Source organism: Streptomyces sp. SudanB52_2052 (assembly GCF_964272415.1).
Classification (GTDB): Bacteria; Actinomycetota; Actinomycetes; order Streptomycetales; family Streptomycetaceae; genus Streptomyces; species Streptomyces olindensis.
This window is the reverse complement of record NZ_OZ186796.1, coordinates 1,948,552-1,974,395: the sequence shown is the minus strand read 5'-3', so window position 1 is coordinate 1,974,395 and position 25,844 is coordinate 1,948,552. Positions and strand designations below refer to the sequence as shown.

Below are 25,844 nucleotides of genomic sequence, written 5' to 3'. Positions count from 1 at the left end.
TGATCGTTGACAAGGGGAGTGCTCAGGGGAGCGGAAGGCGGTGCGCGGGTGGGCTCGGGAGGGCTGGAGCTGCCCCCTGGTGACGAGGGTCACGAGGGGAACTCCACAGACGTCCCGACCGTGCCGTGTCCCTGGCACGGCCGATGGACGCGTCGGGCTCGATCGGTCCGGAACTGGACTGGGACGCCGACGCCTGGCGCGAGGTGCGCACCCGCGCCCAGCGGGCCGGCCGGGCCTACATCTGGCTGAACCTCGTCGAGCAGCGGCTGCGCGCGGTCGTGGCGGCCGTACTGCGCCCCGTCTACGAACCCGTCCACGGCGACGACTGGGTGGTGGCCGCCGCCGGACCCGCCGGGCAGGAGTGGGTGCAGCGCGCGGTCGCGGTCCGCGAGGTCAGCCGCCGCAAGGGTTATCTGCTCGACCCGGCCGACGACAACGTCCTGTCCTTCCTCACCCTGCCGCAGCTGCGCGAGCTGATGGTGCAGCACTGGCCCTGCTTCGAGCCCTACTTCGACGACCGCCGCGACGTCGAACTCGCCTTGGACGAGCTGGAGGTCACCCGGAACGTGGTCTCCCGCAACCGGGCCCTGTCCGAGGCCGTGCTGAACCAGGCCGAGCGGGCCTCGGCCCGGCTGCTGGAGATGCTCGGCGCGGGCGGTGACGTACCGTCCGCGCGACGGCTGCCCGTCGACGCGGTCGAGGACCTGGTGGGCGACCGGTACGCCGACGTGGTCGCCGTCCACCCGGACCGGGTGCGGCTGATGCGGCAGTTCCCGGCCGAGGACATCTTCGGCGGCGCCCGGCGCCTCGACGCCATCGGCATCGGCCTCAACCTGCTCGTGCAGAACTTCTCCGGCCGCCGCCTGGTGCGGCTGGCCGAGTCGGGCTGCCGGGTGCGGCTGCTGTTCCTCAACCCGGCTTCCAGCGCGGTCAAACGGCGCGAGCGGGAGTTGGGCATCAAGCGCGGCGAGCTCAGCCGCGCCGTCGAGATGAACATCCTGCACATGCGCCGGGTGCGGGCCCGGCTGCGCGACCCGGGCGCCTTCGAGATCCAGGTCTTCGACGAGACCCCCCGCTTCACGGCCTATCTGGTCGACGGTGACGGGGCGGACGGCATCGCGGTCGTGCAGAACTACCTGCGCCGGACGCGCGGGATGGAGGCGCCGGTGTTCGTGCTGCGCAACGGCGGCAAGGTGGTCAAGTCGGGCGAGGTCGATGAAAGCGGACTCTTTCCCACCTATCGCGAGGAGTTCGAGGTGATGTGGGCGGATTCGCGGCCGGTGTCGTGAACTGTGCCCGGTCATCCGGTGCTTCCGCGGCCGTTGTCGCGGCTGAGCGGAACGCGATCCTCTGATTGTCAGTGGTGCATGCGAGGGTGGAGACCACTGGGGGAACGCACCACAAGAAGGGGGGCCCGCCCATGGGCTGGCACCGGGAGCTGCTGATCGGCTTCGACCTGGAGACGACGGGCACCGATCCGCGCGAGGCGCGCATCGTCACGGGCGCCGTGATCGAGGTCAGGGACGGCAGGCCGATAGGGCGCCGGGAGTGGCTGGCCGACCCCGGGGTGCCGATCCCCGAGGACGCGGTGGCGGTGCACGGCATCAGCAACGAGCGGGCGACGGCCGAGGGCAGGCCGGCCGACCACGTGGCGGACGCCCTCGCCGACGTCCTCACCTCCTACTGGAAGACGGGCGTACCGGTCGTCGCCTACAACGCGGCCTTCGACCTCACCCTCCTCTCCGCCGAGTTGCGCAGGTACGGCCTGCCGTCCCTGCGCGACCGCCTGGGCGGCGTGGACCCGGCCCCGGTCATCGACCCGTACACCATCGACCGCTGGGTCGACCGCTACCGCCGCGGCAAACGCAACCTCGAAGCGGTCTGCGCGGAGTACGGCGTGGTCCTGGAGTCCGCCCACGACGCCATGGCCGACGCCCTCGCGGCGGCCCGCCTGGCCTCCGCGATAGCCGACCGCCACCCCAAGATCGCCTCCCTCGGCCCGGCGGCCCTGCACCGCCGCCAGATCGAGTGGTACGCGCAGTGGGCGGCGGACTTCCAGAGCTTCCTGCGCGGCAAGGGCGACGCGACGGCCCTGGTCGACGGGGCCTGGCCGCTGCGCGAGTGGGCCGACGAGCCGGTCTGAGAGGGGCTTTCCGGCCCTCAGAACGGATACCAGCGCACCGACTCGTCCCCGTCCCGCAAGGACGTCACCCGCCGCTCGAACTCGGCCAGCGCCTTCGGGTTGCCCGGCGCGTGCTGGGCCACCCAGGCACAGCTGGCCGTCTCCCGCGCCCCGCGCAGCACCGAGCACCCCTCCCACACCCGTACGTCCCACCCGTAGGTCTCGGTGAAGGACGCGTACGCCTCGTCCGGGAGCCCGTACCGGTCGTGGGAGAGGGCCATCACCACCAGATCGTGCTCACGCAGGTCCGAGGAGACGGTCTCCAAATCGACCAGCACCGGCCCGTCCGGCCCGACGTGCACATTGCGCGGCAGCGCGTCGCCATGGATCGGCCCCGGCGGCAGATGTGGTGTCAGCGCGGCGGCCTGCGCGGCGAACCCGTCCCGCCGCGCGCGCAGATACGCCGCGTCCGCGGGATCGATCGCGTCGCCCGCGAGCCGCAGCCAGCGCTCCACACCGCCCAGCAGATCGCGGGGCGGCAGTTCGAAGGGGGGAAGAGGAGTGGCGTGCACGACCCGTAGCAGTTCGGCCAAATCCCGCGGCTCGGCGGGCCGTACGGCATCGGGCAGCCGGTGCCACACCGTCACGGGATGCCCGTCCACCAGCCGTGCCTCGCCCTCGGCCGCCCGCACCGCCGGCACCCCGGCCTCGGCGAGCCAGCCCGCGATGTCCAGCTCGCGCCGCGCCCGGTCGAGGAGTTCGGCGTCGCGGCCCACCTTCACGACCAGGCCACCGGCGGCGAACACCGCGTTCTCGCCCAGGGCGAGCAGCCGTGCCTCGCGGGCGGCACCGGGCAGTACCCCCGCCGCCGCCAGTACGTCCCGCGCCCGTGCCTCGTCCATCGTCCGCCTCCGTCCTCCCCGGCCCGTGCCGTCGTGTTCCGGCCATCCGCCGGTCAGTGTCGCATCGGCACAGGTCGCGGCGCGTGCGCGGTGCCTTGACGAGGCACACCCCCTTCACGAGCATGACGTGGCCGGCCGACCGCGCAAAGGGGCTGATTCCGTGACATTGGTGACCGAGGCTCCGCCACCGAGGAAACCGGCGGGACGCAAACCCGACAGGGACCGGCCCCGGCAGGCCCTCGACCACGGCGCCTGGTTCCTGGTGCTGCCCGCCCTGATCCCCATCCTCGTGCTCAGCGTCGGCCCGCTGCTCTACGGCATCCTGCTGGCCTTCACCGACGCCCAGTCGGGCCGCACCGAGCCCACCCGGTGGATCGGCGGCCTCAACTTCCGGGACCTGCTGCACGACACGCTGTTCTGGGAGTCGTTCCGGGTCGGGCTGGTGTGGGCGGTCGGCGTGACCGTGCCGCAGTTCCTGCTCGCCCTCGGCCTCGCCCTGCTGCTCAACCAGGACCTGCGGCTGCGCTGGGCGGCCCGCGCCCTGGCGATCATCCCGTGGGCCATGCCCGAGGTCGTCGTCGGCATCATGTGGCGGCTCGTCTACAACCCCGACGCGGGCATCCTCAACGAGACCCTCCGCGACCTGGGCCTGGGCAGCGGCCGGGACTGGCTCAGCGGGCTGGCGACCGCACTGCCCGCCGTGATCCTCGTCGGCGTCTGGGCGGGCATGCCCCAGACGACGGTCGCGCTGCTCGCCGGGCTGCAGAACACCCCGCGCGAACTCCACGAGGCCGCCGCGGTCGACGGCGCGGGCGCCTGGCGCCGCTTCCGCACGGTCACCTGGCCCGCCCTGAGACCCATCGCCCTCGCCATCACCGCGCTCAACCTCATCTGGAACTTCAACTCCTTCGCCCTGGTCTACGTGCTCACCAACGGCGGCCCCGGCGGCCGGACGCGCCTGCCCATGCTCTTCGCCTACGAAGAGGCCTTCCGCTACGGGCAGTTCGGCTACGCGGCGGCGATGGGCTGCGTGATGGTGGCCGTGATCTCGATCGCCCTGGCCGTCTTCCTCGCCGGCCGCCTGAAGGGAGGTGACGACGCGTGAGGACCAGCACCCCGGCCCGCGTCGGCCAGTACACCGCGCTGCTCGCCTATCTCGTCTTCCTCGCCTTCCCGTTCCTCTGGCTGGTCTCCACCGCGTTCAAGCCGCCGCGCGAGCTGGGCAGCCTGCATCCGACGTGGATCCCCGAGGACCCCACCCTCGCCAACTTCCGGCAGGCCTTCGACGAGCAGCCGCTGCTGCACGCGGCCCTCAACTCCCTGCTGGCCGCGCTCGCGGCGGCCCTGATCGCCGTGCTCGTCGCGACGCCGATGGCCTACGTCGTCGCCCGCCGCCGCACCCGGCTCGCCAAGGCGGTGACGGGCTGGGTAGTGGTCAGCCAGGCGTTCCCGTTCGTGCTGCTGATCATCCCAATGTTCCTCGTGCTGAAGAACCTCAGGATGATCAACTCTTTGCCGGGGCTGGTCCTGGTGTACGTGGTGTGGGCCCTGCCGTTCGCGCTGTGGATGCTCGCCGGGTACGTACGGGCCGTGCCGCGCGAGCTCGAGGAAGCCGCCGCGGTCGACGGGGCCGGCCGGGTGCGGACGCTGGTGTCGGTGACCGCGCCGCTGCTCGCGCCGGGCATCGTGGCGACCGGGCTGTTCGCCTTCATCACCGCGTGGAACGAGTTCTTCTTCGCGCTCGTGCTGCTCAAGACACCGGAGAAACAGACCCTTCCCGTGGTGCTCACCCACTTCATCGGCGCCGAGGGCGTCGCCGACCTCGGCCCCCTCGCGGCGGCCGCGTTCCTCGCCACCCTGCCCTCGCTGGTCGTCTTCGCGCTCATCCAGCGGCGCATCACGGGCGGCATGCTCACCGGGGCGGTGAAGAGCTGATGCGCGCCCGTCTGCTGGCCCTGGTCCTCCTGCTCCTCCTCGCCGGCTGCTCCTCCGGCGGCAGCCGCGACGACGGCCCGGTCACCCTGCGCTTCCAGTCCCTGGCCTGGCAGGAGGAGTCCGTCGCGGTCACCAGGGAACTGGTGGCGGAGTGGAACGCCACCCACCCGGACGTCCGCGTCGAGTACGTCCAGGGCAGCTGGGACAGCGTCCACGACCAGCTCCTCACCGCCTTCGAGGGCGGCGAGGCACCCGACATCATCCACGACGCCTCCGACGACCTCGCGGACTTCGCCTACGGCGGCTACCTCGCCGATCTCACCGACCTGCTGCCCGCTCGCCTCAAGGCGGACATCCCGCGGCGCAGTTGGGAGACGACCACCTTCGGGGACGGCGTCCACGGCGTGCCGTTCCTCCAGGAGCCGCGCGTGCTGATCGCCAACGCGCGATGGCTCCGGGAGTCCGGCGTACGGATCCCGACACCGGACCGGCCCTGGAGCTGGAGCGAGTTCCGCCGGATCACCGAACGCCTCAGCGGCCCGGGGAAGTACGGCGTCGCCTGGCCCCTGAAGGAACCGGTCTCCGCCACCCTCAACCTCTCCCTGTCGGCGGGCGGGCGGCTCTTCCACCGCGGCGCGGACGGCAAGGTGACGGTCCGGTTCGAGGCGGCCGACCAGGTGGTGCCGCGCACCATCCACGACCAGGTGGGCACCGACCGCAGCGCCGCGCCCACCACCCTGGGCAGCGGCGGCTCCGACACCCTGCCCGGGTTCTTCGGCGGCAGATACGCGATGGTCCCGCTCGGCTTCTCCTACCGCCAGCAGATCGTGCAGCAGGCCCCGAAGGGCTTCGAGTGGCAGGTGCTGCCCGCCCCGGCGGGTTCCGGCGGCCCGGCGCAGGGCGTCAGCCCGCAGACCCTCTCCATCGCCGAGGACAGCCCGCACAAGAAGGAGGCCGCGGCCTTCATCGACTTCCTCCTCAGACCATCGAACATGGTCCGACTCGCCCTCGGCGACTGGATGCTGCCCACCGGAACCCAGGCGCTGAAGGACCCCGCCCTGCACACCGCGCGGCACGGCTGGGCGACCGGCACCGCCCTCGCGGAGCATCTGCGACCGGCGCCCGCCCAGACGGTCCGGGGCTACCCCGAGTGGAAGGACAAAGTGGCGACGCCCGCCCTCCAGGAGTACTACAGCGGAGCCATCGGTCTGCGGGACCTGCGCGAACGGCTGGAGGAGGACGGCAACCTGGTCCTCGCCCGCTACCAGCGCTGACCCCGCGAAAACCCGTTGCCCGGCGTCGAGGGCGGCGCCTAGCGTGCTGCCCGTGGGTATCAACGCGATCTACATCTCCGGTCACGTCCGGGGCTGCCCGCGCGCCGCAAGGACGCGCCGCGGCCCCGGAGCCCTGACCGGCCCGGGGTGCCACGCCCGCTGAGCCTCGAGCCCGGCGTCTCACCTCGTCTTCCCCTCTGTCTTCCGGTCAGGGCCCTCGGCTGCCCTTCTCCACCTCACGGAAGACAAAGGACCGCAGGCCATGGCCCGCCCCACCCCTACCTCCCGCGCGCTCTCGCAGAACTTCCTCGCCGACCGCGCCCTCGCCGAACGTTTCGCCCGGCTCGCCGTCCCGCAGGCCGGGCCGGTGCCCCTGATGCTCGAAGTCGGCGCGGGCAAGGGCGCGTTGACCGCGCCGCTGGCCCCGCGCTGTCGGGAGCTGCGCGCCTACGAGATCGACCCGCGGCTCGTCCCCGTCCTGCGCGCCCGCTTCTCCGGCGCGCCCCAGGTCCGCGTCATCGCCGGGGACTTCCTGGCGGCGCGCCCGCCGCGCGTGCCCTTCTCGGTCGCCGGGAACGTGCCCTTCTCCCGGACCGCGGCCGTCGTGGACTGGTGCCTGCGGGCGCCCGCCCTCACCGACGCCACCCTCCTCACCCAGCTCGAGTACGCCCGCAAACGCACCGGGGACTTCGGCGGCTGGACCCTGCTGACGGTCCGCAGCTGGCCCCGCTACGAGTGGCGGCTGCTCGGCCGGGTCGGGCGGCGCGGCTTCCGGCCCGTGCCGCGCGTGGACGCCGGGGTGCTGCGCATAGAACGGCGCCGGACGCCGCTGCTGGACGCCTCGGCGTACCGGAGCTGGCGGCATCTGGTCGAGCTGGGCTTCAGCGGGGTCGGCGGTTCGCTGAACGCGTCGCTGCGCAGGGCTCATCCGAGGCGGCGGGTGGACGCCGCGTTCCGGGCCGCGCGCCTGGACCCGGGTGTGCTGGTCGGCGAGGTGGCCCCGGGGCAGTGGCTGCGGCTGCACGAGGCGCTGACCTCGTAGGGCCCACACAAGTTGCACGAGACGTCTCGTCTCGCGTAGGGTCTGCGTATGACCAGTCGCGCGCACATCGCCATGTTCTCCATCGCCGCCCACGGCCATGTGAACCCGAGCCTCGAGGTGATCCGCGAGCTCGTCGCCCGTGGTCACCGGGTGACCTACGCGATCCCGCCGGTCTTCGTCGACAAGGTGGCGGAGACCGGGGCGGAGGCGAAGCCCTGGACCTCGACGCTGCCCTCGCCCGACGACGACCCGGAGGCGTGGGGGAGCACGCTGCTGGACAACGTGGAGCCGTTCCTCGACGACGCGATCCAGGCCCTCCCGCAGCTCATCGAGGCGTACCAGGGCGACGAGCCGGACCTCGTGCTGCACGACATCGCCTCCTACCCGGGCCGTGTCCTCGCCCACCGCTGGGGCGTGCCCGCGATCTCCCTCTCACCGGCCATGGTCGCCTGGGAGGGGTACGAGGAGGAGGTCGCCGAGCCCCTGTGGGAGGAGCCGAGGAAGACCGAGCGCGGCCGCGCCTACTACGCCCGCTTCCACGCCTGGCTGGAGGAGAACGGGATCACCCTGCACCCCGACGCGTTCGGGGGCCGGCCCGACCGCTCCATCGTCCTGATCCCCAGGGCGCTCCAGCCCAACGCGGACCGGGTCGACGATGGCGTGTACTCCTTCGTCGGCACCTGCCAGGGCGACCGCGCCGCCGAGGGCGACTGGCGGCGGCCGGCCGGTGCCGAGAAGGTCGCGCTCGTCTCGCTCGGGTCCGCCTTCACCAAGCAGCCCGGCTTCTACCGGGAGTGCGTCAGGGCCTTCGGCGACCTGCCCGGCTGGCACCTGGTGCTCTCGGTCGGCAAGCACGTCGACCCGGCCGAACTCGGCGACGTCCCGGCCCATGTCGACGTGCGCTCCTGGGTGCCGCAGCAGGCCGTCCTGAAACAGGCCGACCTGTTCGTCACGCACGCCGGCGCGGGCGGCAGCCAGGAGGGCCTGGCCACGGCCACGCCGATGATCGCCGTACCGCAGGCCGCCGACCAGTTCGGCAACGCGGACATGCTCCAGGGCCTCGGTGTCGCCCGGGTGCTTTCCACGCGGGAGGCGACCGCCGAGGCCCTGCGCGAGGCGGCTCTCGCCCTCGTCGGAGACCCGGAGGTGGCCCGCCGCCTGAAGGAGATCCAGGCGGAGATGGCCGAGGAGGGCGGCACCCGGCGCGCGGCCGACCTCATCGAGGCCGAACTCCCCGCCCGCCGGGGCGAGGCCGACAGGCTCTCTTAGCGGTCCCCGCGCCGGGCCGTCGTCACACCGCGACGGCCTGGCGGGTCAGGGTCAGACGGGCGTTGTCGAGCGTGGCGTCCATGCGCGCCGACTGGCCCTTGGTGAACATGAACATCGCGGCGTCGTCGGTGTAGTCCATGTAGTTCATGAACATGTCGCCGTTCGGCCCGTTGCCGCACGTCACGTGGGGGAAGTCGGGTGAACCGAGGTTCGGCCCCGCCTGGTTGGGGGTGTCCGCCACGAAGTCGCTGCCGCTGCACCCCTCCTGGTCGTCGCCCCAGATGTGCCGCAGGTTCAGCCAGTGCCCGACCTCGTGCACGGTCGTGCGACCGCCGTCGAACGGCGCGGCGGCGGTTCCGGTGGTGCCGAAGGCGGTCGGGGTGACGACCACTCCGTCCGTGGAGGCGGCGCCGCCCGGGAACTGGGCGTAGCCCAGCAGCCCCCGGCGCAGCCGGCAGACCCAGATGTTCAGGTAGGTGTCGGCGGGCCAGGCGTCGTGGCCGCCGCTCAGGCTGAACTTGACGAGGTCGTCCGTGCCCCATTCGGTCACCGAGGTCTCGGTGCGCGTGATGCCGTCCGTGGGGCGTCCCAGCGGGTCGGTGCGGGCGAGGTGGAACTGCAGGCGCGCGTCGGCCACCAGCTCCTGCCAGACCCCGGGCACCTTGTTGACGTCCGGATTGTTCGCCCGGAAGTCCTGGTTGAGCACCTCGATCTGACTGTGGATCTGGGCCGCGCTCACGTTCTGCTCGGGGGTGTTGTGCACGACGTGCACGACGACGGGGATGTCGACGAGGCTCTGCCGTCCGGTGACGTGCTCCAGTTGCTCGTAGGCGAAGGCGGTGTTCTCGATCTGGGCCCGGTTCTCGGCGTACTCGGGGTTCAGGGTGAGGAGTCTGCGGTCGACTTCCATGGCGCCGCACCAGCGGCTGTAGTCGGCGGAGGTGGCGCGGAGATAGGACTGCGCATCGGACATGACGGCCCCTCGGGGGAGCTGGGGAGTGCCGCGCGACGCGGCTGCGGAACTGCGCGTCATGAGACGCGCCACGAGGGCCGGGCGACGCCGGGCGGAGTGGCCGGTTGCCCGTTCCCTCCGAACCCATACACTGATAATCCTAGTCATGCTGGTACAAGACCGGCAATTTGGCTGGTTTGGCGAGTGAGGTGCCGGGTCATGCGAGAGCCCCCGCCGGATCTGTTCCGCGAATGGATCCACTCCTACGAGGAGGACCACGAGGACGTGCGCGTGTACCGGCCGGACGGCTTCCCGTTCCCGCCGGCGCGCGGGCGCCGCGGCATGGAGTTCCGGCCGGACGGCACCTTCGTCGACCATCCGATCGGACGCGGTGACGCCCCCGACGCCGTGCCCGGCCGCTGGCGCCTCGTGTCGGACCGTCACCTGGCGCTCACCTTCGAAGGCGCCGCCCCCGACCGGGAGCTGGAGATCCTGCGCTGTGACGAGGACGTGCTGCACGTGCGCCGGCCCGCCGGGTGAACGACCGGGACCGTGCGTGAAAGGGCCCGTTGGTTGCCCCGGCAACCAACGGGCCCTTTCACGCGGCGGGAGTGCCCCCGGTGTGTGGATCCTGGGCAGACGGTTGTGCCCCGCGGTGACCGGTGAGTAATTTACGGGCCCGGGCACCCGCCCACGGCCGTCGTGCCCACCCCCACGGGGCACGACGGCCGCCTTAGGGTGAGCGGATGACGACCACATACGCGGCCCTGCTGCGCGGGATCAACGTGGGCGGCAGCAGAAAGGTCCCCATGGCCGCTCTGCGCACGCTCCTGACGGACCTCCGCTACGGCGACGTACGCACCTACCTCCAGAGCGGGCAGGCCGTCTTCTCCTCGGACCACGGCGACGAGGAGTCCCTGGCCGCCGAGATCACGCACGCCGTCGAGCAGCACTTCGGCTTCGGCGTCGACGTGATCGTGCGCGACCACGCCTACCTGGAGTCGATCGTCGAAGCGTGCCCGTTCCCGGCCGCCGACCTGGAACCCAGGCAACTCCACGTCACCTACCTCTCCGCGCCCGTCACCCCCGAACGCTTCGCGGCGATCGACCAGGCGGCCTTTCTGCCCGAGGAGTTCCGCCTCGGCGACCGCGCCCTGTACCTGTACGCCCCGAACGGCCTCGGCCGCTCCAAGCTGGCCGAGCAACTGTCCAAGCCGCGCGTCACCAAGGGCGTGATCGCCACGACCCGCAACTGGAACACGGTGGTCAAGCTGGCGGAGATGACGGCGCCCGCAGCCTGACCACCCGGTCCCCGAGGTACGGCGAGTACGAGGTGATCTCGGCCGGCACGGACAGGCGCGCGTGCCCCGTGAGCCGCCGCGGACCGGACGCGGCGACGGCGTCCGCCGCCCGGAGGTCGTCCGCGGTGAGGGGCGCCCGGCCGAGGAACTCGGGGCCCCAGCCGTCCCACGGCAGCAGCTCGACGCCGTTCACGGCGGCCAGGTCGCGCACCACGTTGCCCCACACGAACCACAGCCCCCTCAACCGGTCGACGCCGCTCAGTCCGAAGTCCATGGGATCCGCCCGCCCCGCACGGCACGCCCGCCAGGCGTCACCGGCCACCAGGAAGGCGTCCCGCTCCACGTCCATCGGGTCGAACGGCACGTCGTACCCCGCGTGGACCTGCGCGTCGGCCAGCCGCCACCTCCCGTCGCAGGCGCGGTACTCGGTGACCCAGTGGTCCTCGTACCAGCCGTCGGCCAGGTACGTGGCGAAACCGCAGCGCAGCCGCGCGGGCGTCCCCGTGGCCCGCAGCAGCGAGCACAGCAGCAGCGAGAAGTCCCGGCACGTCCCCACGAACCGCCCCTCGGGCGCCCGCTCTTCGGTCAGCGGGCCGTCCCCGCGCTCCCGCAGGATCCGCAGGATCTCCGTGACGTAGCGGGACTCGGCGTCATGGTGCAGCCGCTCCTCGGGGATGGTGTATCCCAGGAGTCCGCCCTCCCCGCGGTGGATGATCAGGCCCCGCACCATCGCCGCCAGCCGGCGCGGCTCGCGGGGCAGCCCCCTCGTGTCGAGGCGGCCGGGATCGCTGTACGGCGTCTGCCTCAGATACCGGTCGTCGTCCATGGGCGAGACGCTCGCCCCTGCCCCAGGGGCAAGGTCAACCCCTCCCTGAACGCTCCGGTCACCGTCCCCGTACCTACGGACGGCACGAGAACGCAGTCTCGCGAGAGGAATCGCACCGTGACGGTCGACCTCGTCTACGCCTACGCCGTCCTGCGCCGCACCCCCGAGGCCGACGCGGCGGTGGCGTCCCTGCGCGGGATCGCCGGAGAGCCCGTCCACCTGGTGGACCCGGCCACGACCACATCGCCACTCGCCTTCGCCGTCGGCCACGTCCCGGCCGCCGACTACGACGAGGCGCCCCTCGAGGCCCACCTCCACGACCTCGACTGGCTGGAGTCCACGGTCCGCTCCCACCACGCCGTGGTGGCCGCGCTGGTCGCCTCCGGCGCCGCCGTCCTGCCCCTGCGCCTCGCCACCGTCTACCCCGACGAAATCAGCGCCCGCCGGGCCCTCGACACCCGGCGCGGGTACTTCCTCTCCCTGCTCGACCGCCTCACCGGCCATGTGGAACTCGGCGTCAAGATCTACGCCACCCCGGACATCACCCCGCCCGCACCCGGCACAGAGACCGCACCGGACCCGGCCACCGGCCTTGGTGTGGGCCGCGCCTACCTGTCGATCCGCCGCCGCAGACAACGCCGGAACGAGGAAGCCTGGCGTACGGTCGCCCAGGCCGCCGCCCGCCTCACCGAGACCGCCGCCGCCCTCTCCGTCGACCGCGTCGCCCACACCCCCGAACGCGGCAGCCTGGCGGGCTCCGCCCCCGGCACCAACGTCGGCAACGACGCCTACCTGGTCCCCAGGGACCGCGTGGACGCCTTCCGCACGGGCCTGCTCGCGGCAGCCCAGGGCGTCCCCGGCCTCCGCGTGAAGGTCACCGGCCCCTGGGCCCCGTACTCCTTCGCCCTCCAACCGGAACCGGACGAGGAGCCGGCCGCGTGACCGCGTCGGGGTTCGAAGGTGCCGTGCGTCAGGCGCTCACGGCCGCCAACGCCGGTACGCCGGCCGCCTCGTACCGCTCCAGCAGCACCCGCGCCACCTCCGGCGCCGCCCCCAGCACATCCGCCAGGACGTCCGCCTCCGCCGCGCCCCGCGCGATGCGGTCCGGGAGGAAGCCGGGGGCGAGGACGTAGGGCGCGACGGCCACGCGGGAGCAGCCGAGGGCGCGGAGTTCACGGACGGCGTCCTCCGTGCGGGGAAGGGATGCGGAGGCGAACGCAGGTCGCACGGCGCACCAACCGGTGTGCCGCCACTCCCGCGCGATATCTGCGATCACTGCGATCGCCTCCGGGTCGGTGGACCCCGCCGAGGCCAGGACGACCCCGGTCGAGGACTTGTCGGCGGGCGTCAGGCCCGCCTCGTACAGGCGCCGTTCCAGCGCCGCCAGCAGCAGCGGGGACGGGCCCAGGACCTCCGCCTGGCGGATCCTCAGCTGCGGGGGCGCGTCCGCGAGGACCGCCGGGATGTCCGCTTCGCGTGGAACGCCCGGGTGAGCAGGAGGGGGAGGGCGACCACGTCACGGACGCCTTGCACCGCCAGGGACTCCAGCACGCCCTGCACGGACGGCACGTTGAAGTCCAGGAAGCCGGTCTCCACCCGGAGACCGGGGCGCATCGCGCGCACCCGGCGCACCAGGGCGTGCACCGTCGCGGCGTGCCGCGGGTCACGGCTGCCGTGGGCGATGACGAGGAGGACAGGCCTGTCGGTCATGGGTCACTTCACCAGCAGTCCGCGGCTGCGCAGCACCCACCGCTCCAGCGGGCTGAAGATCAGCAGGTCGATCGCGATGCCGACGATCAGGATCAGCAGGATCGCCTCGAAGACCATCGCCATGTCGCTGGCGTTGCGGCCGTTCTCCAGCAACTGGCCGAGGCCGACGCCGAGGTCGGGGAAGGACGCGATGATCTCGGCGGCCATCAGGGAGCGCCAGGAGAAGGCCCAGCCCTGCTTCAGGCCCGCCACGTAACCGGGCAGCGCGGCGGGGAGCACGATGTGCCAGGTGCCCTTCAGGCCCGTGGCGCCCAGCGTGCGGCCGGCGCGCAGGAACAGCGGCGGCACCTGGTCGACGCCCGACACCAGGCCGTTGGCGATCGACGGGACCGCGCCGAGCAGGATCACCGCGTACATCATCGAGTTGTTCAGGCCCAGCCAGATCACCGCGGGCGGCACCCAGGCGACCGACGGCAGCGACTGCAGCCCCGACAGGATCGGGCCGATCGCCGCGCGGACGAACTTCACCCGGGCCACGATCAGGCCCAGCGGCGTGCCGATCAGCAGCGCGAAGCAGAAGCCGAGCAGGCCGCGCGAGACGCTGGTCCAGATGTAGCCGAGCAGCTCGCCCTGGAGCCACGCGGTGTGGACGACGTCCCACACCGCGGAGGGCGCGGGCAGCTTGGTCGGGTCGTCGACGACCTTGAACGAGACGAGCGCCTGCCAGACCGCCAGCACCAGCGCGACGGCGAGGACGGGCGGCAGGATCTTCTGGGTGAAGGTCTGCCGGAGCGGGGTCCGGCTCGTCTGCCGCGTCTCCAGCGCGTCGAGGCCCGCCTCCAGTCCGGCGAGATCGCTGCCGTCCTTGGCGACGGTCGTCGAATCAGTGCTGGCCATGACGGCGGATCTCCCCACGCAGTTCTTCGGTGATCGCGACGGACAGTTCCGCGACGGCGGTGTCCTCGATGCGGCGCGGATGCGGGATGTCGACGGTCCACTCGCGCGCGATGCGCCCCGGACGGGAGGACAGCAGCACCACGCGCTGCGCCAGCCGGACCGCCTCGCGCACGTTGTGCGTGACGAACAGGACGGACAGCTGCGTCTCGCGCCAGATGCGGGTCAGCTCGTCGTGCAGCACGTCCCGTGTGATGGCGTCGAGCGCCGCGAACGGCTCGTCCATCAGCAGCAGCCGGCTCTCCTGGGCGAGCGCCCGCGCCAGGGCGACGCGCTGGCGCATACCGCCGGACAGCTCGTGCACCCGCTTGCCGTACGCGCCCTTCAGACGGACGAGCTCCAGCAGCTCCTCCGCCCGGCCGCGGCGCTCGGCCTTCGGCACGCCCCTGAGCTTCAGGGCGAGTTCGATGTTCTTGCCCGCGGTCAGCCACGGGAACAGGGCGTGCTCCTGGAACATCAGCGCCGGGCGGCCGTCCGTGGTGATCTCGCCGGCGGTCGGCCGGTCCAGGCCCGCCACCAGGTTGAGCAGCGTGGACTTGCCGCAGCCCGAGGCACCCAGCAGGGTGACGAACTCGCCGGGCGCGACATCGAGAGTGATGTCGTCCAGAACGAGCTGCTGCCCGGCGGGGCCCGCGAACGACTTCGAGACGTGTTCGATCCGGGCGGCGTGCGTGGCCGCCTCGGTGCCGTCGGCGGCCTTGGCGAGGGTCGTGGCCATGGTCGTCACCTCCTGGGAACTGATCGGGATGCGGGCTTACCGGGCGCCGAGACCGGCGTCGTCGACCGTGGGCTCGCCCTCGGCCTTGAGGACCTTGTTCAGGGGGGCGAGGTCGTAGATGCCCTTCAGGTCCGGCTGCTCCAGCAGTCCGGCCTTCACGGCGTGCTCGGCCTCGGTGTTGAGGGTGGAGGCCAGCGGGTCGTCGGTGAACCGGATCGACTTCCACGCCGGGTCCAGCACATCGGCGGGCAGCGCCTTGCCGGTCTCCTGCTCCAGCAGCTTGTTCGCCGCTTCCTTCGCCGCGTCCGGGTTGGCGTTGATCCACTTGTTGGTCTCGACCGAGCCCTTCAGCACGGCCTCGACGACCTTCGGGTACTTCTTCAGGAACTCCTGCCGCACGATGACGTTGGTGATCACGAACTTCTTGTCCGGCCACAGCGTCGACTCGTCGAGCAGTACCTTGCCGCCCTCGGCGACCAGCTTCGAGGCGGTCGGCTCCGGCACCCACGCGCCGTCGATCGACCCGGCCTTGAAGGCGTCCGGGGTGACCTTGTTGTCGCTGCGGACGACCGTGACGTCGCCCTTGCCGCTCTGCGGGTCGACCTTCCAGCCCTGTTCCGCGGCCCAGTTGAGGAACGCCACGTCCTGCGTGTTGCCGAGCTGCGGGGTCGCGATCCGCTTGCCCCTGACGTCCTTCAGGGACCTGATCTTGTCCGGGTTGACCACGAGCTTCACGCCGCCGGAGGCCGAACCGCCGATGATGCGCAGGTTCTTGCCGCCCGACTTGACGTAGCCGTTGATCGCCGGGGACGGGCCGATCCAGCCGATGTCGATGGAGCCGGAGTTGAGCGCCTCGATCTCCGAGGGGCCGGCGTTGAAGACGGCCGGCTCGACCTTGGTGGCGCCCAGGGCCTTCTGGAAGAAGCCCTTCTCCATGCCCACCAGCGCCGTGCCGTGGGTGAGGTTCCCGAAGTAGCCGATCTTGACGGTGTCGAGGCCCTGGATCTTCTTCGCCCCGGCGGCGACCTCGGCGGTGCCGTCGTCCTTGGCCTGGGAGCCGTAGCCGCAGGCGGCCAGCGCGAGCAGGGGCAGCGCGGCCAGGACCGCGAGGCCGCGGCGGAGGGCGGGTGATGCAGGCACGGGAGGTGTTCCTCTCGGAGGCCCGGCGGTCACGGTCCGATCAGGTCGTGGCCGGGTGGTCGGCGGGTTTTCGTCTACGGCGGTGGGGGGTGCGGGCGCGCGGGCAGTGCGCGTACGTCAGCGCACACATCGCGCCACTCCGCCCTGCCCGCTGCCGAGCGCACCGCTGCCGACGCGGCCGCCCTCCTTCGCGAACATGGAGTAGAAGTCGGGGGCACTCATGTCAGAAGTCCCACCCGTCGTCGTCGGCCTCGTCCTTGACGGGCTCCGGGGCGGCGAAGGACTCGCCGACCATGCCCGCGGTCAGGGTGGTGCCGTCGTTCGGGTCGATCAGGATGAACGAGCCGGTGCGCCGCGAGTCGGCGTAGGAGTCGACCGGCAGCGGCTCGGCGGTACGGACCTTCACCCGGCCGATGTCGTTGGCGACGAGCTGTCCCGGGTGCGGGTGCAGGGACAGGTCGTCGAGCGTGAGCCGGGACGGGATGTCCTTGACGATCGCCTTGACCGTGCGCGTGCCGTGCTTGAGCAGCACCCGGTGGCCGACGGTCAGCGGCGCGTCCGCGACGTGGCAGACCGTCGCCTCGATGTCCTGCGTGGTCGCCGGGGCGTCCTTGCTCGGCACGATCAGGTCGCCGCGCGAGATGTCGATGTCGTCCTCCAGCAGGAGGGTGACCGACTGCGTCGTCCAGGCGACGTCGACCGGCTCGCCCAGCAGGTCGATGCCGGAGATCTTCGAGGTGCGGCCGGACGGCAGCACCGTGACCTCCTCGCCCACGTGGAAGGAGCCGGCGGCGATCTGGCCGGCGTAGCCCCGGTAGTCCGGGTGCTCCGCGCTCTGCGGCCGGATCACGTACTGCACCGGCAGCCGGGCGTGGCAGTGGCTCAGGTCGTGGCTGACCGGCACCGTCTCCAGGTGCTCCAGCACGGTCGGGCCGCCGTACCAGTCCATGTGCGAGGACGGGTCCACCACGTTGTCGCCGACCAGCGCCGAGATCGGGATCGCGGTGACCTCCGGGACGCCCAGCTCGGTCGCGTACGCCGTGAACTCCTCGGCGATGGCCGCGAACACCTTCTCCTCGTAGCCGACGAGGTCCATCTTGTTGACCGCGAGGACCACGTGCGGCACGCGCAGCAGGGCGGCGATGGCGGCGTGCCGGCGGGTCTGCTCGACGACGCCGTTGCGGGCGTCGACCAGGATCACCGTCAGCTCGGCGGTGGAGGCGCCGGTGACCATGTTCCGCGTGTACTGCACGTGTCCGGGGGTGTCGGCGAGGATGAACCGCCGCCGGGGCGTGGCGAAGTAGCGGTACGCCACGTCGATGGTGATGCCCTGCTCCCGCTCGGCGCGCAGGCCGTCCGTCAGCAGCGCGAGGTCCGGCGCCTCCTGGCCCCGGCTCGCGGAGGCGCGCTCCACGGCCTCCAGCTGGTCGGTGAGGACCGACTTGGAGTCGTGCAGCAGCCGGCCCACCAGGGTGGACTTGCCGTCGTCGACGGAACCGGCGGTGGCGAACCGCAGCAGGGTGGTGGCCGAGAGTTCCTCGGTCGTGATCGTGCTCATCTCTAGAAGTACCCCTCGCGCTTGCGGTCTTCCATCGCGGCCTCGGACATCTTGTCGTCGGCGCGGGTGGCGCCGCGCTCGGTGAGGCGGGAGGCGGCGATCTCCACGATCACCTTCTCGATCGTGTCGGCGTCGGAGTCCACCGCGCCGGTGCAGGACATGTCACCGACGGTGCGGTAGCGCACCAGCCGCTTCTCGACGGTCTCGCCGTCCTTCGGCCCGCCCCACTCACCGGCGGTGAGCCACATGCCGCCGCGCCGGAACACCTCGCGCTCGTGCGCGTAGTAGATCTCCGGCAGCTCGATGCCCTCGCGGGCGATGTACTGCCACACGTCCAGCTCGGTCCAGTTGGACAGCGGGAACACGCGCACGTGCTCGCCGGGCGCGTGCCGGCCGTTGTACAGGTTCCACAGCTCGGGGCGCTGGCGGCGCGGGTCCCACTGGGAGAACTCGTCGCGCAGGGAGAACACCCGCTCCTTGGCCCGGGCCTTCTCCTCGTCGCGGCGCCCGCCGCCGAAGACGGCGTCGAACTTCTCCGCCTGGATCTTCTCGGTCAGCGGCAGCGTCTGCAGCGGGTTGCGGGTGCCGTCCGGGCGCTCCTTGAGCACACCGCGGTCGATGTAGTCCTGCACGGAGGCGACGTGCAGCCGCAGCCCGTGCCGGGCGACCGTGCGGTCCCGGTAGTCGAGGACCTCGGGGAAGTTGTGCCCGGTGTCCACGTGCAGCAGGGAGAACGGCACCGACGCCGGCCGGAAGGCCTTCAGTGCCAGGTGCAGCATGACGATGGAGTCCTTGCCGCCGGAGAACAGGATCACCGGCCGCTCGAACTCGCCCGCCACCTCGCGGAAGATGTGCACCGCCTCGGACTCGAGGGCGTCGAGGTGGGAGAGGGCGTACGGGCTGTCCGTGCCCTCCTCGACCGCAGCGACGGTCGTCGTCATGCCAGTCCCCTTTCGCTGAGCAGGGCGTACACCGACGCCGCGGACTCCTGCACGGTCTGGTTCTGCGACTCGATGCGCAGATCGGGCGACGCGGGCTCCTCGTACGGGTCGTCGACGCCGGTGAGCCCCGTGAGCTCGCCCGCGGCCTGCTTGGCGTAGAGGCCCTTCACGTCCCGCTCGCTGCACACCTCGACCGGGGTCGCCACGTGCACCTCGACGTACGCCGTGCCGTTCGCCTGGTGGCGCTTGCGCACCGCCTCCCGGCTGTCCTGGTAGGGCGCGATGACCGGGACGAGGGCGAGCACGCCGTTGCGGGCGAGCAGTTCGGCGACGAAGCCGATGCGCTGCACGTTGGTGTGCCGGTCCTCGCGGCTGAAGCCGAGGCCCGCCGAGAGGAACTCGCGGATCTCGTCGCCGTCGAGCACCTCGACGCGGTGGCCCTCGGCGCGGAGTCGGCCGGCCAGCTCGTGGGCGATGGTGGTCTTGCCGGCGCTCGGCAGACCCGTGAGCCAGACGGTGGCTCCGGTCGTCACGTCGGTCTCCTGAATCGTCTGGGGCGTTTGAGTCGTCGTCATCCGTGCAGCCCGCACTCGGTCTTGCTGCGGCCCGCCCAGCGGCCGGCGCGCGCGTCCTCGCCCTCCAGCACCCGCCGGGTGCAGGGGGCGCAGCCGACGGAGGCGTAGCCGTCCATCAGCAGCGGGTTCGTCAGCACGCCGTGCTCGGTGACGTAGGCGTCCACGTCGTCCTGGGTCCAGCGGGCGATGGGCGAGATCTTGACCTTCCGCCGCTTCTCGTCCCAGCCGACCACCGGGGTGTTCGCCCGGGTCGGGGACTCGTCGCGGCGCAGACCGGTCGCCCAGGCCTGGTAGTCCTTCAGGCCCTCCTCCAGCGGCTGGACCTTGCGGAGCTTGCAGCACAGGTCGGGGTTGCGGTCGTGCAGCTTCGGGCCGTACTCGGCGTCCTGCTCGGCGACCGTCTGGCGCGGGGTGAGCGTGATGACGTTGACGTCCATCACGGCGTCCACCGCGTCACGCGTGCCGATGGTCTCCTCGAAGTGGTAGCCGGTGTCGAGGAAGACGACGTCGACGCCGGGCATCGCCCGGGAGGCGAGATGGGCGACGACCGCGTCCTCCATCGAGGAGGTCACGCAGAAGCGCTTGCCGAACGTCTCGGCGGCCCACTGGAGGATCTCCAGCGCGGAGGCGTCCTCCAGGTCGCGGCCGGCCTGCTCGGCGAGCGCCTTCAGTTCGTCGGTGGTGCGCTCTTCCTGAACCGTCGTCATATCTGTGCCCCTCCGGTCTCGGATCGCTTCACTCCCTGGGCCAGCAGCCCCAGGAACTTCAGCTGAAAGGCCCGACTGCACGCCGCGCATTCCCACGCGCCGTGCCCCTCCTCGCTGGGCCGCAGGTCCTCGTCGCCGCAGTAGGGGCAGTAGAAGGGGGCCGCTCGCTCGCTCACGACAGGGCCTCCTCGTCGGCACGGGCGGCCCAGGTGGCGAACCGCTCGCCGTCCTCGCGCTCGGCCTGGAAACGCTTCAGGACGCGCTCGACGTAGTCCGGCAGCTCGTCCGAGGTGACCTTCAGGCCGCGCACCTTGCGGCCGAAGCCGGCCTCCAGACCGAGGGCGCCGCCGAGGTGCACCTGGTAGCCCTCGACCTGCTCGCCCTGGTCGTTCAGGACCAGCTGGCCCTTGAGACCGATGTCCGCGACCTGGATACGGGCGCAGGCGTTCGGGCAGCCGTTGATGTTGATGGTGATCGGCTCGTCGAAGTCCGGGATGCGGCGCTCCAGCTCGTCGATCAGCTGGGAGCCGCGCGCCTTGGTCTCGACGATGGCCAGCTTGCAGTACTCGATGCCGGTGCAGGCCATGGTGCCGCGCCGGAACGGGGAGGGCTTGGCCGTGAGGTCCAGCGCCTCCAGGGACTCGACGAGGGAGTCGACCTGCGCCTCCTCGACGTCGAGGATGATCATCTTCTGCTCGACGGTGGTCCGGACGCGGCCCGAGCCGTGCGCCTCGGCGAGGTCGGCGATCTTCGTCAGGGTCGTGCCGTCCACCCGGCCGACGCGCGGGGCGAACCCGACGTAGAAGCGGCCGTCCTTCTGCCGGTGGACACCGATGTGGTCGCGCCAGCGCTGGAGCGGCTGGGCGGGCGCGGGGCCGTCGACCAGCTTGCGCTTGAGGTACTCGTCCTCCAGCACCTGGCGGAACTTCTCCGCGCCCCAGTCGGCGACCAGGAACTTCAGGCGGGCGCGGGTGCGCAGGCGCCGGTAGCCGTAGTCGCGGAAGATGCCGATCACGCCCGCCCAGACGTCCGGGACCTCGTCCAGCGGCACCCAGGCGCCGAGCCGGACGCCGATCTTCGGGTTGGTGGACAGCCCGCCGCCGACCCACAGGTCGAAGCCGGGGCCGTGCTCGGGGTGGACGACGCCCACGAAGGCGACGTCGTTGATCTCGTGCGCGACGTCGAGGAGCGGGGAGCCGGAGATCGCCGTCTTGAACTTGCGCGGCAGGTTGGAGAACTCCTTGCTGCCGATGAACCGCCGGTTGATCTCCTCGATGGCGGGGGTGCCGTCGACGATCTCGTCCTCGGCGATGCCCGCGACCGGCGAGCCGATGACCACACGGGGCGTGTCACCGCAGGCCTCGGTGGTGGAGAGGCCGACGCCCTCCAGCCGGTTCCAGATCTCGGGCACGTCCTCGATCCGGATCCAGTGATACTGGACGTTCTGCCGGTCGGTGATGTCGGCCGTGCCGCGCGCGAACTCCTGCGAGATCTCGCCGACGACCCGCAGCTGCCGGGTGGTCAGGGCCCCGCCGTCGATGCGGACGCGCAGCATGAAGTACTCGTCGTCCAGCTCCTCCGGCTCCAGGATCGCCGTCTTGCCGCCGTCGATCCCGGGCTTGCGCTGGGTGTACAGGCCCCACCAGCGCATCCGGCCGCGCAGGTCGTTCGGGTCGATCGAGTCGAAGCCCCGCTTGGAGTAGATCGTCTCAATGCGTGTCCGCACATTGAGACCGTCGTCGTCCTTCTTGAACTGCTCGTTGCCGTTCAGCGGGGTGAAGTGTCCCGCGGCCCACTGGCCCTCACCGCGGTGACGGCTCACCTTGCGGCGGGGAGTCGCGGCGGCAGGCTTCTGCGGGGTGGCGGCCATGGTTGATACGTCCTTCGGGACAGGCGGGAAAGCGGCTCTGACCTGCGCGTGCGGGCGCATGGGCATACGTGCGCGTCATTGCGCAGGAACGAGACGAAGAAAGGGGGATGTCGGGCGCGTGCTGAGTGCTCTCAGTGCGCCGGACAGATGGCGCTGGACATGCGGCCGAGGTCGACGTGCCGTCGACTCACCAAGGCGATTCCAGTTCCAGACATGACGGAAGCGTGTCACGGCGATCTGGACACAGTCCAGCTTCGTCCAAGATGCGGACACCCTTGTCTCGCAGAGCAAGACAAGGGTGTCCTTGGTCACATCGGCCCGCTCAGGGGTGTCCGGCCAGGTCAGACAGGGAACGCCCCAGGCCACGGCCCCGGAGCGGGGGCCTCCGGCTCCTCCTCGACCTTGGTGTCGAACAGCTTGAAGCCCCGGCGCTGGTAGTTGTCCATCGCGTGCTCGCCGTCCTTGCTGCACGTGTGCAGCCAGACCCGCTTCGTCGGGGTCAGTCCCGCCCAGCGGTCGGCGAGGTCCCAGGCCCGGGCCGTGCCGTACGACAGCAGGTGCCCGCCGATGCGGCGGCCCCGGAAGGCGGGGAGCAGCCCGAAGTAGACGATCTCCACGACCGCGTCGTCCTGCGCCTCCAGCTCCACGTACCCGGCGGGCGTGCCCCGGTCGTACGCCACCCACGTCTCCACACCCGGCCGCTGCAGATGCTCCAGCCAGCGGGTGTACGACCAGGCGAGCCGGTCCGTCCAGCGGATGTCGCCGCCCACCGACGCGTACAGGAACCGGCTGAACTCGGGCGAGGGCACCTCGGAGCGGACGATCCGGACGTCCCCTTCCGGCGCGGCGGCCGGCAGCAGGTCGGTCGGCGCGGTCTGCTCCAGGGACCAGGTGGTCACGGCGATGGTGGTCATGCGGGTCAGACAATCATCCGGCCCGCCGGTCTGTCGATCGGTCCGGTCCGCCGCCGGCCGGCCCGGCGCCGTGTCGATCGGTCGGTCCGGTGCGCTGTCGGTCGGCCGGGCGCCGTGTCGATCGGTCGGTCCGGTGCGCTGTCGGTCGGCCGGGCGCCGTGTCGATCGGTCGGTCCGGTGCGCTGTCGGTCGGCCGGGCGCCGTGTCGATCGGTCGGTCCGGTGCGCTGTCGGTCGGCCGGGCGCCATGTCGATCGGTCGGTCCGGTGCGCTGTCGGTCGGCCGGGCGCCATGTCGATCGGTCGGTCCGGACCGCCGTCGGTCGGCCCGGCGCCTCTGTCGATCGGCTGCTCCGGGCCGGTGCCCGTCAGCCCAGCGCCCTGTCGATCGAGGCCAACGGCAGCGCGAACAGCATCCGCCCGGACTGGGACCAGACCTCCCCGGTCTCCTCCCAGTACGACAGGGAACCGGACCCGTGGGACAGCGAACCGGACCCGCCGCTCCAGCAGTGGCGGGTCTCGTCGGTCCCGCACTCCGTCGCCCGCGCGCTCCCGGCGTCCTGGCGCCACAACGTCCCGTGCCCGTCCGGGCTGCCCGGGGCGCGGTCGAGGTACCAGCCCGAGCGGTACGCCAGCACGCCCCGGACGTCGGCCGTCCCCGTCTCGTACGCCTCGACCGGATTCGCGCGCCCACCGGAGCCGGTGGCGAGCAGACCGGACCTCGCCGGGTCCCGGCTCAGCGCGTAGCGCCACAGCCGGGTGCGCCGGTCGGCGTCGGCGGGCACCCACTCGCTCGCGACCAGGCTGTCGGGGGAGGTGCTGCGGTCCAGGGAGACGGCCGCCGGGCGGGGCACGCCGGCGCCGCCGGGCAGGGTGTAGGAACCCACGGCGGGCAGCACGTACCGGGAGCCGTGCGCCGCCCAGCCGCCGCGCACCCGGCCGACCGCGTCGGACTCGACGGTGGCGCGCTGGATGCGGTCCATGTCGTACACGTACAGCGCGTCCCGGTCGTCCTCGCGGGTCGTCACCAGCAGCTTGTCCTGGTACCAGACCATGCCGGACAGCGGGGACACCAGCCCCCGGTAGTCCCGCCCGCCGTCCACCGGGACGGCCAGCAGGGCCCAGTCGTAGCGGAGCCGGGCGGAGTCGTCCGCGTCGACGAAGGCGACCTTGGCCAGGCCCTGTTCGGGGGCCGGGCCGTCCATCGAGCCGCCCCCGACGCCGCCGCGGGTCCAGCCGGACAGGATCACGCGGTGCTCGCCCCAGCGGCCGTCGTCGTCCGCGTCGCCCGAGGTGGTGACCGCGCCGGGCCGCCAGCCCCGGGTGTCGGCCGCGTCGAAGCAGTACGCGCGCGTGGCCGCCGGTTCGACCGGCAGGGTGCGCTTCTCGGCGGTCGAGCAGCCGGCCACGTTCCGCAGCGGGCGGTCGGCGTCGTCCAGCACCGTGGCCACGCCGACGGGCCGGCCCATCTCCGAGGCCAGCCGGTCCAGCCACCGCTCGGGCACCCGGTGCTCGGCCAGCGGCAGCCGCCCGGCCGCGGTGGACACGCCGATCGGCTGCAGCGCCCCCTCGGCGTCGGCGACGGTGGCCTGCGAGGCGCTGATCGCAGTGGCGGCGGCGGTGAGCGCGAGGGCCGTCCCGGCCAGGGTCGCGCGCAGCGCCCTGCGCCGCCGGTGTCTGCCGCGATGCTTCATACCGTCCTCCCGAGGCGGGTCAACTGCGCCTGTTGGTCCGTACGTTGACGGAGGAGCAGGTGGGGTGGCCCGTAGGGGGATGCTACGGCAGGTGGGCGGGGCGGCGGACGAAGACCCCGCAAATATGCGAAAGACGCACCCCGCGGAGTGGCTCCGAGGGCGGTCAGGGCGCCGGTGCGGACGTGCGCTGCCGGGCCACCGCCGGTGCCGTCGAGTGGGGCAGCAGATCGCGCGGGTCGTCCGGGAGCAGCACCTCGACCTCCGCGTCCTCGGCGAACCGGTACGGCCGGTGCTCCAAGAGCGCTCCCAGATACCGCCGGACCCGTGACATCTCGGCGCGCACGGTCACCGTGCGGGCGGGGTCGCCGAACAGGTCCCCGGCCAGACCCGCCGCGCTGCGCCCGGTGGGGTGGAGGGCGAGGAGGTACAGCAACTCGGCGTGCCGCGGGCTCAGTTCCCGCGCCCAGGAACCCGCCCCGCCGGAGACCGTCACGGACCAGCGGCGCGCCCGTCTGAGGTCCAGCACGATCCTGGTCGCCCGGCGCGGCGCGGGCTCGTCGGCGGCGGCCCGCACCAGCCAGCCCCCGGCCAGCGGCTCCAGCGAGCACAGCCCGAGCCCCGGCAGCCATCTCAGGCCCGCCGACGGCGACTTCGGCAGGGCGACGCGCCGCACATACGGCATCCCGGCGACCGCGGCGGTCCAGCCGACCGGGTCGACGACCAGGGCGCGCCCGCCGAGGCGGGCCAGCACCGGCGCCGCCACCGCGCGCAGCCGCTCCAGCGACTCCAGGTGCATCTCCCGCAGCCGGGCCTCGGCCAGCTTGGCGACCGAGTCGACCCAGGCGAGCGTGGCCGGATGCATCGTCTCCAGCGGGCCGCTCACGTCGACCACGCCGAGCAGCCGCCCGTCCCGCGGATCCGTCAGGGGAGCGCCCGCGCACGTCCAGCCGGCCTGGGAGCGCACGAAGTGCTCGGAGGCGAAGACCTGCACGGGCCGGCGCACCACCGCGGGGGTGCCCACGCCGTTCGTGCCGACGACGTCCTCACGCCAGTCCGCGCCGAGTTCGAACCCGAGCCCGTCGGCCTTGCGCAGCACCGGCGCGCTGCCCTCGCGCCACAGCACCCGGCCCTCCTCGTCGGCCACGACCATGATGTGGTGGGCGACGTCCGCCGCCGCCAGCAGCCCCTCCCGCAGCACCGGCAGCACATGGCGCAGCGCCGACGTCTCGCGCCGCCGCTGCACCTCCTCGCGGGAGAGCAGATCCGCCCGGAAGTCGTGGTCCGGGTCGACGCCGCTGCGCAGCATGCGCTCCCAGGACTGCTCGATCACGGGGCGCGGCGGCACCGGAGCGGGCTGCCCGGAGAGCCGGGCGGAACGGACCTCGCTGAGGACCCGGGCCGCACGCGTGGTGTCCACGGCGGCCAGGTGCGTGACGTCCATG

25 protein-coding genes and 2 pseudogenes are annotated in these 25,844 nt (G+C 72.3%); 10 read left to right on the top strand and 17 right to left on the bottom strand.

Annotated features, from left to right (window positions below):
• The first annotated feature begins 48 nt into the window (after positions 1–48).
• Both ACSUPV_RS08775 and ACSUPV_RS08770 read left to right on the top strand, forming a co-directional pair.
• A pseudogene (locus ACSUPV_RS08775) lies at positions 49–1,289 on the top strand (SAV2148 family HEPN domain-containing protein).
• A gap of 131 nt (positions 1,290–1,420) precedes the next feature.
• The gene (locus tag ACSUPV_RS08770) at positions 1,421–2,143 is read left to right on the top strand and encodes a 3'-5' exonuclease (protein ID WP_031119474.1); all 723 of its coding nucleotides are present in this window, start codon (positions 1,421–1,423) and stop codon (positions 2,141–2,143) included.
• A gap of 17 nt (positions 2,144–2,160) precedes the next feature.
• Here ACSUPV_RS08770 and ACSUPV_RS08765 read toward each other — a convergent pair whose 3' ends face one another.
• A complete protein-coding gene (locus ACSUPV_RS08765) occupies positions 2,161–3,024 on the bottom strand; it encodes a phosphotransferase enzyme family protein (protein ID WP_436947249.1) in 864 nt (287 codons plus the stop codon).
• 160 nt (positions 3,025–3,184) lie between these two features.
• Between ACSUPV_RS08765 and ACSUPV_RS08760 the strand changes: the two genes are divergently transcribed.
• The 5 genes from ACSUPV_RS08760 to mgt all read left to right on the top strand — a co-directional run bounded on the left by ACSUPV_RS08760 (position 3,185) and on the right by mgt (position 8,544).
• Positions 3,185–4,129 carry a carbohydrate ABC transporter permease gene (locus ACSUPV_RS08760; RefSeq protein ID WP_037759084.1) on the top strand — a complete coding sequence of 315 codons (945 nt, stop codon included), beginning with the start codon at positions 3,185–3,187 and terminating at the stop codon, positions 4,127–4,129.
• Entirely contained in the window at positions 4,126–4,959 is an 834-nt protein-coding gene (locus ACSUPV_RS08755; RefSeq protein WP_031119470.1) for a carbohydrate ABC transporter permease, read from the top strand. Before ACSUPV_RS08760 ends, ACSUPV_RS08755 begins: the two co-directional genes overlap by 4 nt.
• Positions 4,959–6,233 carry an ABC transporter substrate-binding protein gene (locus tag ACSUPV_RS08750; protein ID WP_031119469.1) on the top strand — a complete coding sequence of 425 codons (1,275 nt, stop codon included), beginning with the start codon at positions 4,959–4,961 and terminating at the stop codon, positions 6,231–6,233. Before ACSUPV_RS08755 ends, ACSUPV_RS08750 begins: the two co-directional genes overlap by 1 nt.
• A gap of 262 nt (positions 6,234–6,495) precedes the next feature.
• On the top strand, positions 6,496–7,275 hold the full coding sequence (erm, locus tag ACSUPV_RS08745) for an ErmE/ErmH/ErmO/ErmR family 23S rRNA (adenine(2058)-N(6))-methyltransferase (RefSeq protein WP_037759087.1): 780 nt from the start codon (positions 6,496–6,498) through the stop codon (positions 7,273–7,275).
• Positions 7,276–7,323: 48 nt separating this feature from the next.
• The gene (gene mgt / locus ACSUPV_RS08740) at positions 7,324–8,544 is read left to right on the top strand and encodes a macrolide-inactivating glycosyltransferase (protein WP_436947248.1); all 1,221 of its coding nucleotides are present in this window, start codon (positions 7,324–7,326) and stop codon (positions 8,542–8,544) included.
• 22 nt (positions 8,545–8,566) lie between these two features.
• Here the strand turns inward: mgt and ACSUPV_RS08735 are convergent, their stop codons facing one another.
• Positions 8,567–9,517 carry a zinc metalloprotease gene (locus ACSUPV_RS08735; RefSeq protein ID WP_037759093.1) on the bottom strand — a complete coding sequence of 317 codons (951 nt, stop codon included), beginning with the start codon at positions 9,515–9,517 and terminating at the stop codon, positions 8,567–8,569.
• Positions 9,518–9,715: 198 nt separating this feature from the next.
• On the opposite strand from ACSUPV_RS08735, the gene ACSUPV_RS08730 reads away from it, so the two are divergent.
• On the top strand, positions 9,716–10,036 hold the full coding sequence (locus tag ACSUPV_RS08730; protein ID WP_051648444.1) for a hypothetical protein: 321 nt from the start codon (positions 9,716–9,718) through the stop codon (positions 10,034–10,036).
• Positions 10,037–10,242: 206 nt separating this feature from the next.
• Entirely contained in the window at positions 10,243–10,797 is a 555-nt protein-coding gene (locus ACSUPV_RS08725; protein ID WP_436947247.1) for a DUF1697 domain-containing protein, read from the top strand.
• Here ACSUPV_RS08725 and ACSUPV_RS08720 read toward each other — a convergent pair.
• Positions 10,763–11,623, bottom strand: a complete 861-nt coding sequence (locus tag ACSUPV_RS08720; RefSeq protein ID WP_359789030.1) for a transglutaminase-like domain-containing protein — start codon at positions 11,621–11,623, stop codon at positions 10,763–10,765. The genes ACSUPV_RS08725 and ACSUPV_RS08720 overlap by 35 nt on opposite strands.
• Positions 11,624–11,740: 117 nt before the next feature.
• Here ACSUPV_RS08720 and ACSUPV_RS08715 point away from each other — a divergent pair, with 117 nt between their 5' ends.
• Complete coding sequence (locus ACSUPV_RS08715) at positions 11,741–12,565, top strand: GvpL/GvpF family gas vesicle protein (protein ID WP_382615423.1); 825 nt, start codon at positions 11,741–11,743, stop codon at positions 12,563–12,565.
• 28 nt (positions 12,566–12,593) lie between these two features.
• On the opposite strand, the pseudogene ACSUPV_RS08710 reads toward ACSUPV_RS08715, so the two are convergent.
• The 14 genes and pseudogenes from ACSUPV_RS08710 to ACSUPV_RS08645 form a co-directional block, all read right to left on the bottom strand.
• Positions 12,594–13,333 (bottom strand): annotated as a pseudogene (locus tag ACSUPV_RS08710) (sirohydrochlorin chelatase).
• A 3-nt stretch (positions 13,334–13,336) separates the two neighbouring features.
• Positions 13,337–14,230 carry an ABC transporter permease gene (locus ACSUPV_RS08705; RefSeq protein WP_436947246.1) on the bottom strand — a complete coding sequence of 298 codons (894 nt, stop codon included), beginning with the start codon at positions 14,228–14,230 and terminating at the stop codon, positions 13,337–13,339.
• Positions 14,217–15,005, bottom strand: coding sequence for an ABC transporter ATP-binding protein (locus ACSUPV_RS08700; protein ID WP_037759105.1), 789 nt, complete (start codon positions 15,003–15,005; stop codon positions 14,217–14,219). Before ACSUPV_RS08700 ends, ACSUPV_RS08705 begins: the two co-directional genes overlap by 14 nt.
• 36 nt (positions 15,006–15,041) lie before the next feature.
• Positions 15,042–16,145 (bottom strand): ABC transporter substrate-binding protein, encoded by a 1,104-nt coding sequence (locus ACSUPV_RS08695; protein WP_037759107.1) that lies wholly within the window; start codon positions 16,143–16,145, stop codon positions 15,042–15,044.
• A 223-nt stretch (positions 16,146–16,368) separates the two neighbouring features.
• Positions 16,369–17,703 (bottom strand): sulfate adenylyltransferase subunit 1, encoded by a 1,335-nt coding sequence (locus tag ACSUPV_RS08690; protein WP_031119453.1) that lies wholly within the window; start codon positions 17,701–17,703, stop codon positions 16,369–16,371.
• Between the two features lie 2 nt (positions 17,704–17,705).
• The gene (cysD, locus tag ACSUPV_RS08685; RefSeq protein ID WP_031119452.1) at positions 17,706–18,644 is read right to left on the bottom strand and encodes a sulfate adenylyltransferase subunit CysD; all 939 of its coding nucleotides are present in this window, start codon (positions 18,642–18,644) and stop codon (positions 17,706–17,708) included.
• Positions 18,641–19,219: an adenylyl-sulfate kinase gene (gene cysC / locus ACSUPV_RS08680; protein WP_078650679.1), complete on the bottom strand. Its 579-nt coding sequence runs from the start codon at positions 19,217–19,219 to the stop codon at positions 18,641–18,643. Before cysC ends, cysD begins: the two co-directional genes overlap by 4 nt.
• Positions 19,216–19,926, bottom strand: coding sequence for a phosphoadenylyl-sulfate reductase (locus ACSUPV_RS08675; protein ID WP_031119450.1), 711 nt, complete (start codon positions 19,924–19,926; stop codon positions 19,216–19,218). The genes cysC and ACSUPV_RS08675 overlap by 4 nt, the downstream gene beginning before the upstream one ends.
• A complete protein-coding gene (locus tag ACSUPV_RS08670; RefSeq protein ID WP_037759109.1) occupies positions 19,923–20,102 on the bottom strand; it encodes a hypothetical protein in 180 nt (59 codons plus the stop codon). The genes ACSUPV_RS08675 and ACSUPV_RS08670 overlap by 4 nt, the downstream gene beginning before the upstream one ends.
• A complete protein-coding gene (locus ACSUPV_RS08665) occupies positions 20,099–21,796 on the bottom strand; it encodes a nitrite/sulfite reductase (protein WP_031119448.1) in 1,698 nt (565 codons plus the stop codon). Before ACSUPV_RS08665 ends, ACSUPV_RS08670 begins: the two co-directional genes overlap by 4 nt.
• A gap of 131 nt (positions 21,797–21,927) precedes the next feature.
• Entirely contained in the window at positions 21,928–22,011 is an 84-nt protein-coding gene (locus tag ACSUPV_RS08660; protein WP_311241247.1) for a putative leader peptide, read from the bottom strand.
• A gap of 126 nt (positions 22,012–22,137) precedes the next feature.
• Positions 22,138–22,710 (bottom strand): GNAT family N-acetyltransferase, encoded by a 573-nt coding sequence (locus tag ACSUPV_RS08655; protein ID WP_031119447.1) that lies wholly within the window; start codon positions 22,708–22,710, stop codon positions 22,138–22,140.
• 366 nt (positions 22,711–23,076) lie between these two features.
• Positions 23,077–24,402, bottom strand: coding sequence for a hypothetical protein (locus ACSUPV_RS08650; RefSeq protein WP_436947245.1), 1,326 nt, complete (start codon positions 24,400–24,402; stop codon positions 23,077–23,079).
• A 163-nt stretch (positions 24,403–24,565) separates the two neighbouring features.
• A complete protein-coding gene (locus ACSUPV_RS08645) occupies positions 24,566–25,843 on the bottom strand; it encodes a GAF domain-containing protein (RefSeq protein ID WP_037759259.1) in 1,278 nt (425 codons plus the stop codon).
• Between the last annotated feature and the right edge of the window lies 1 nt (position 25,844).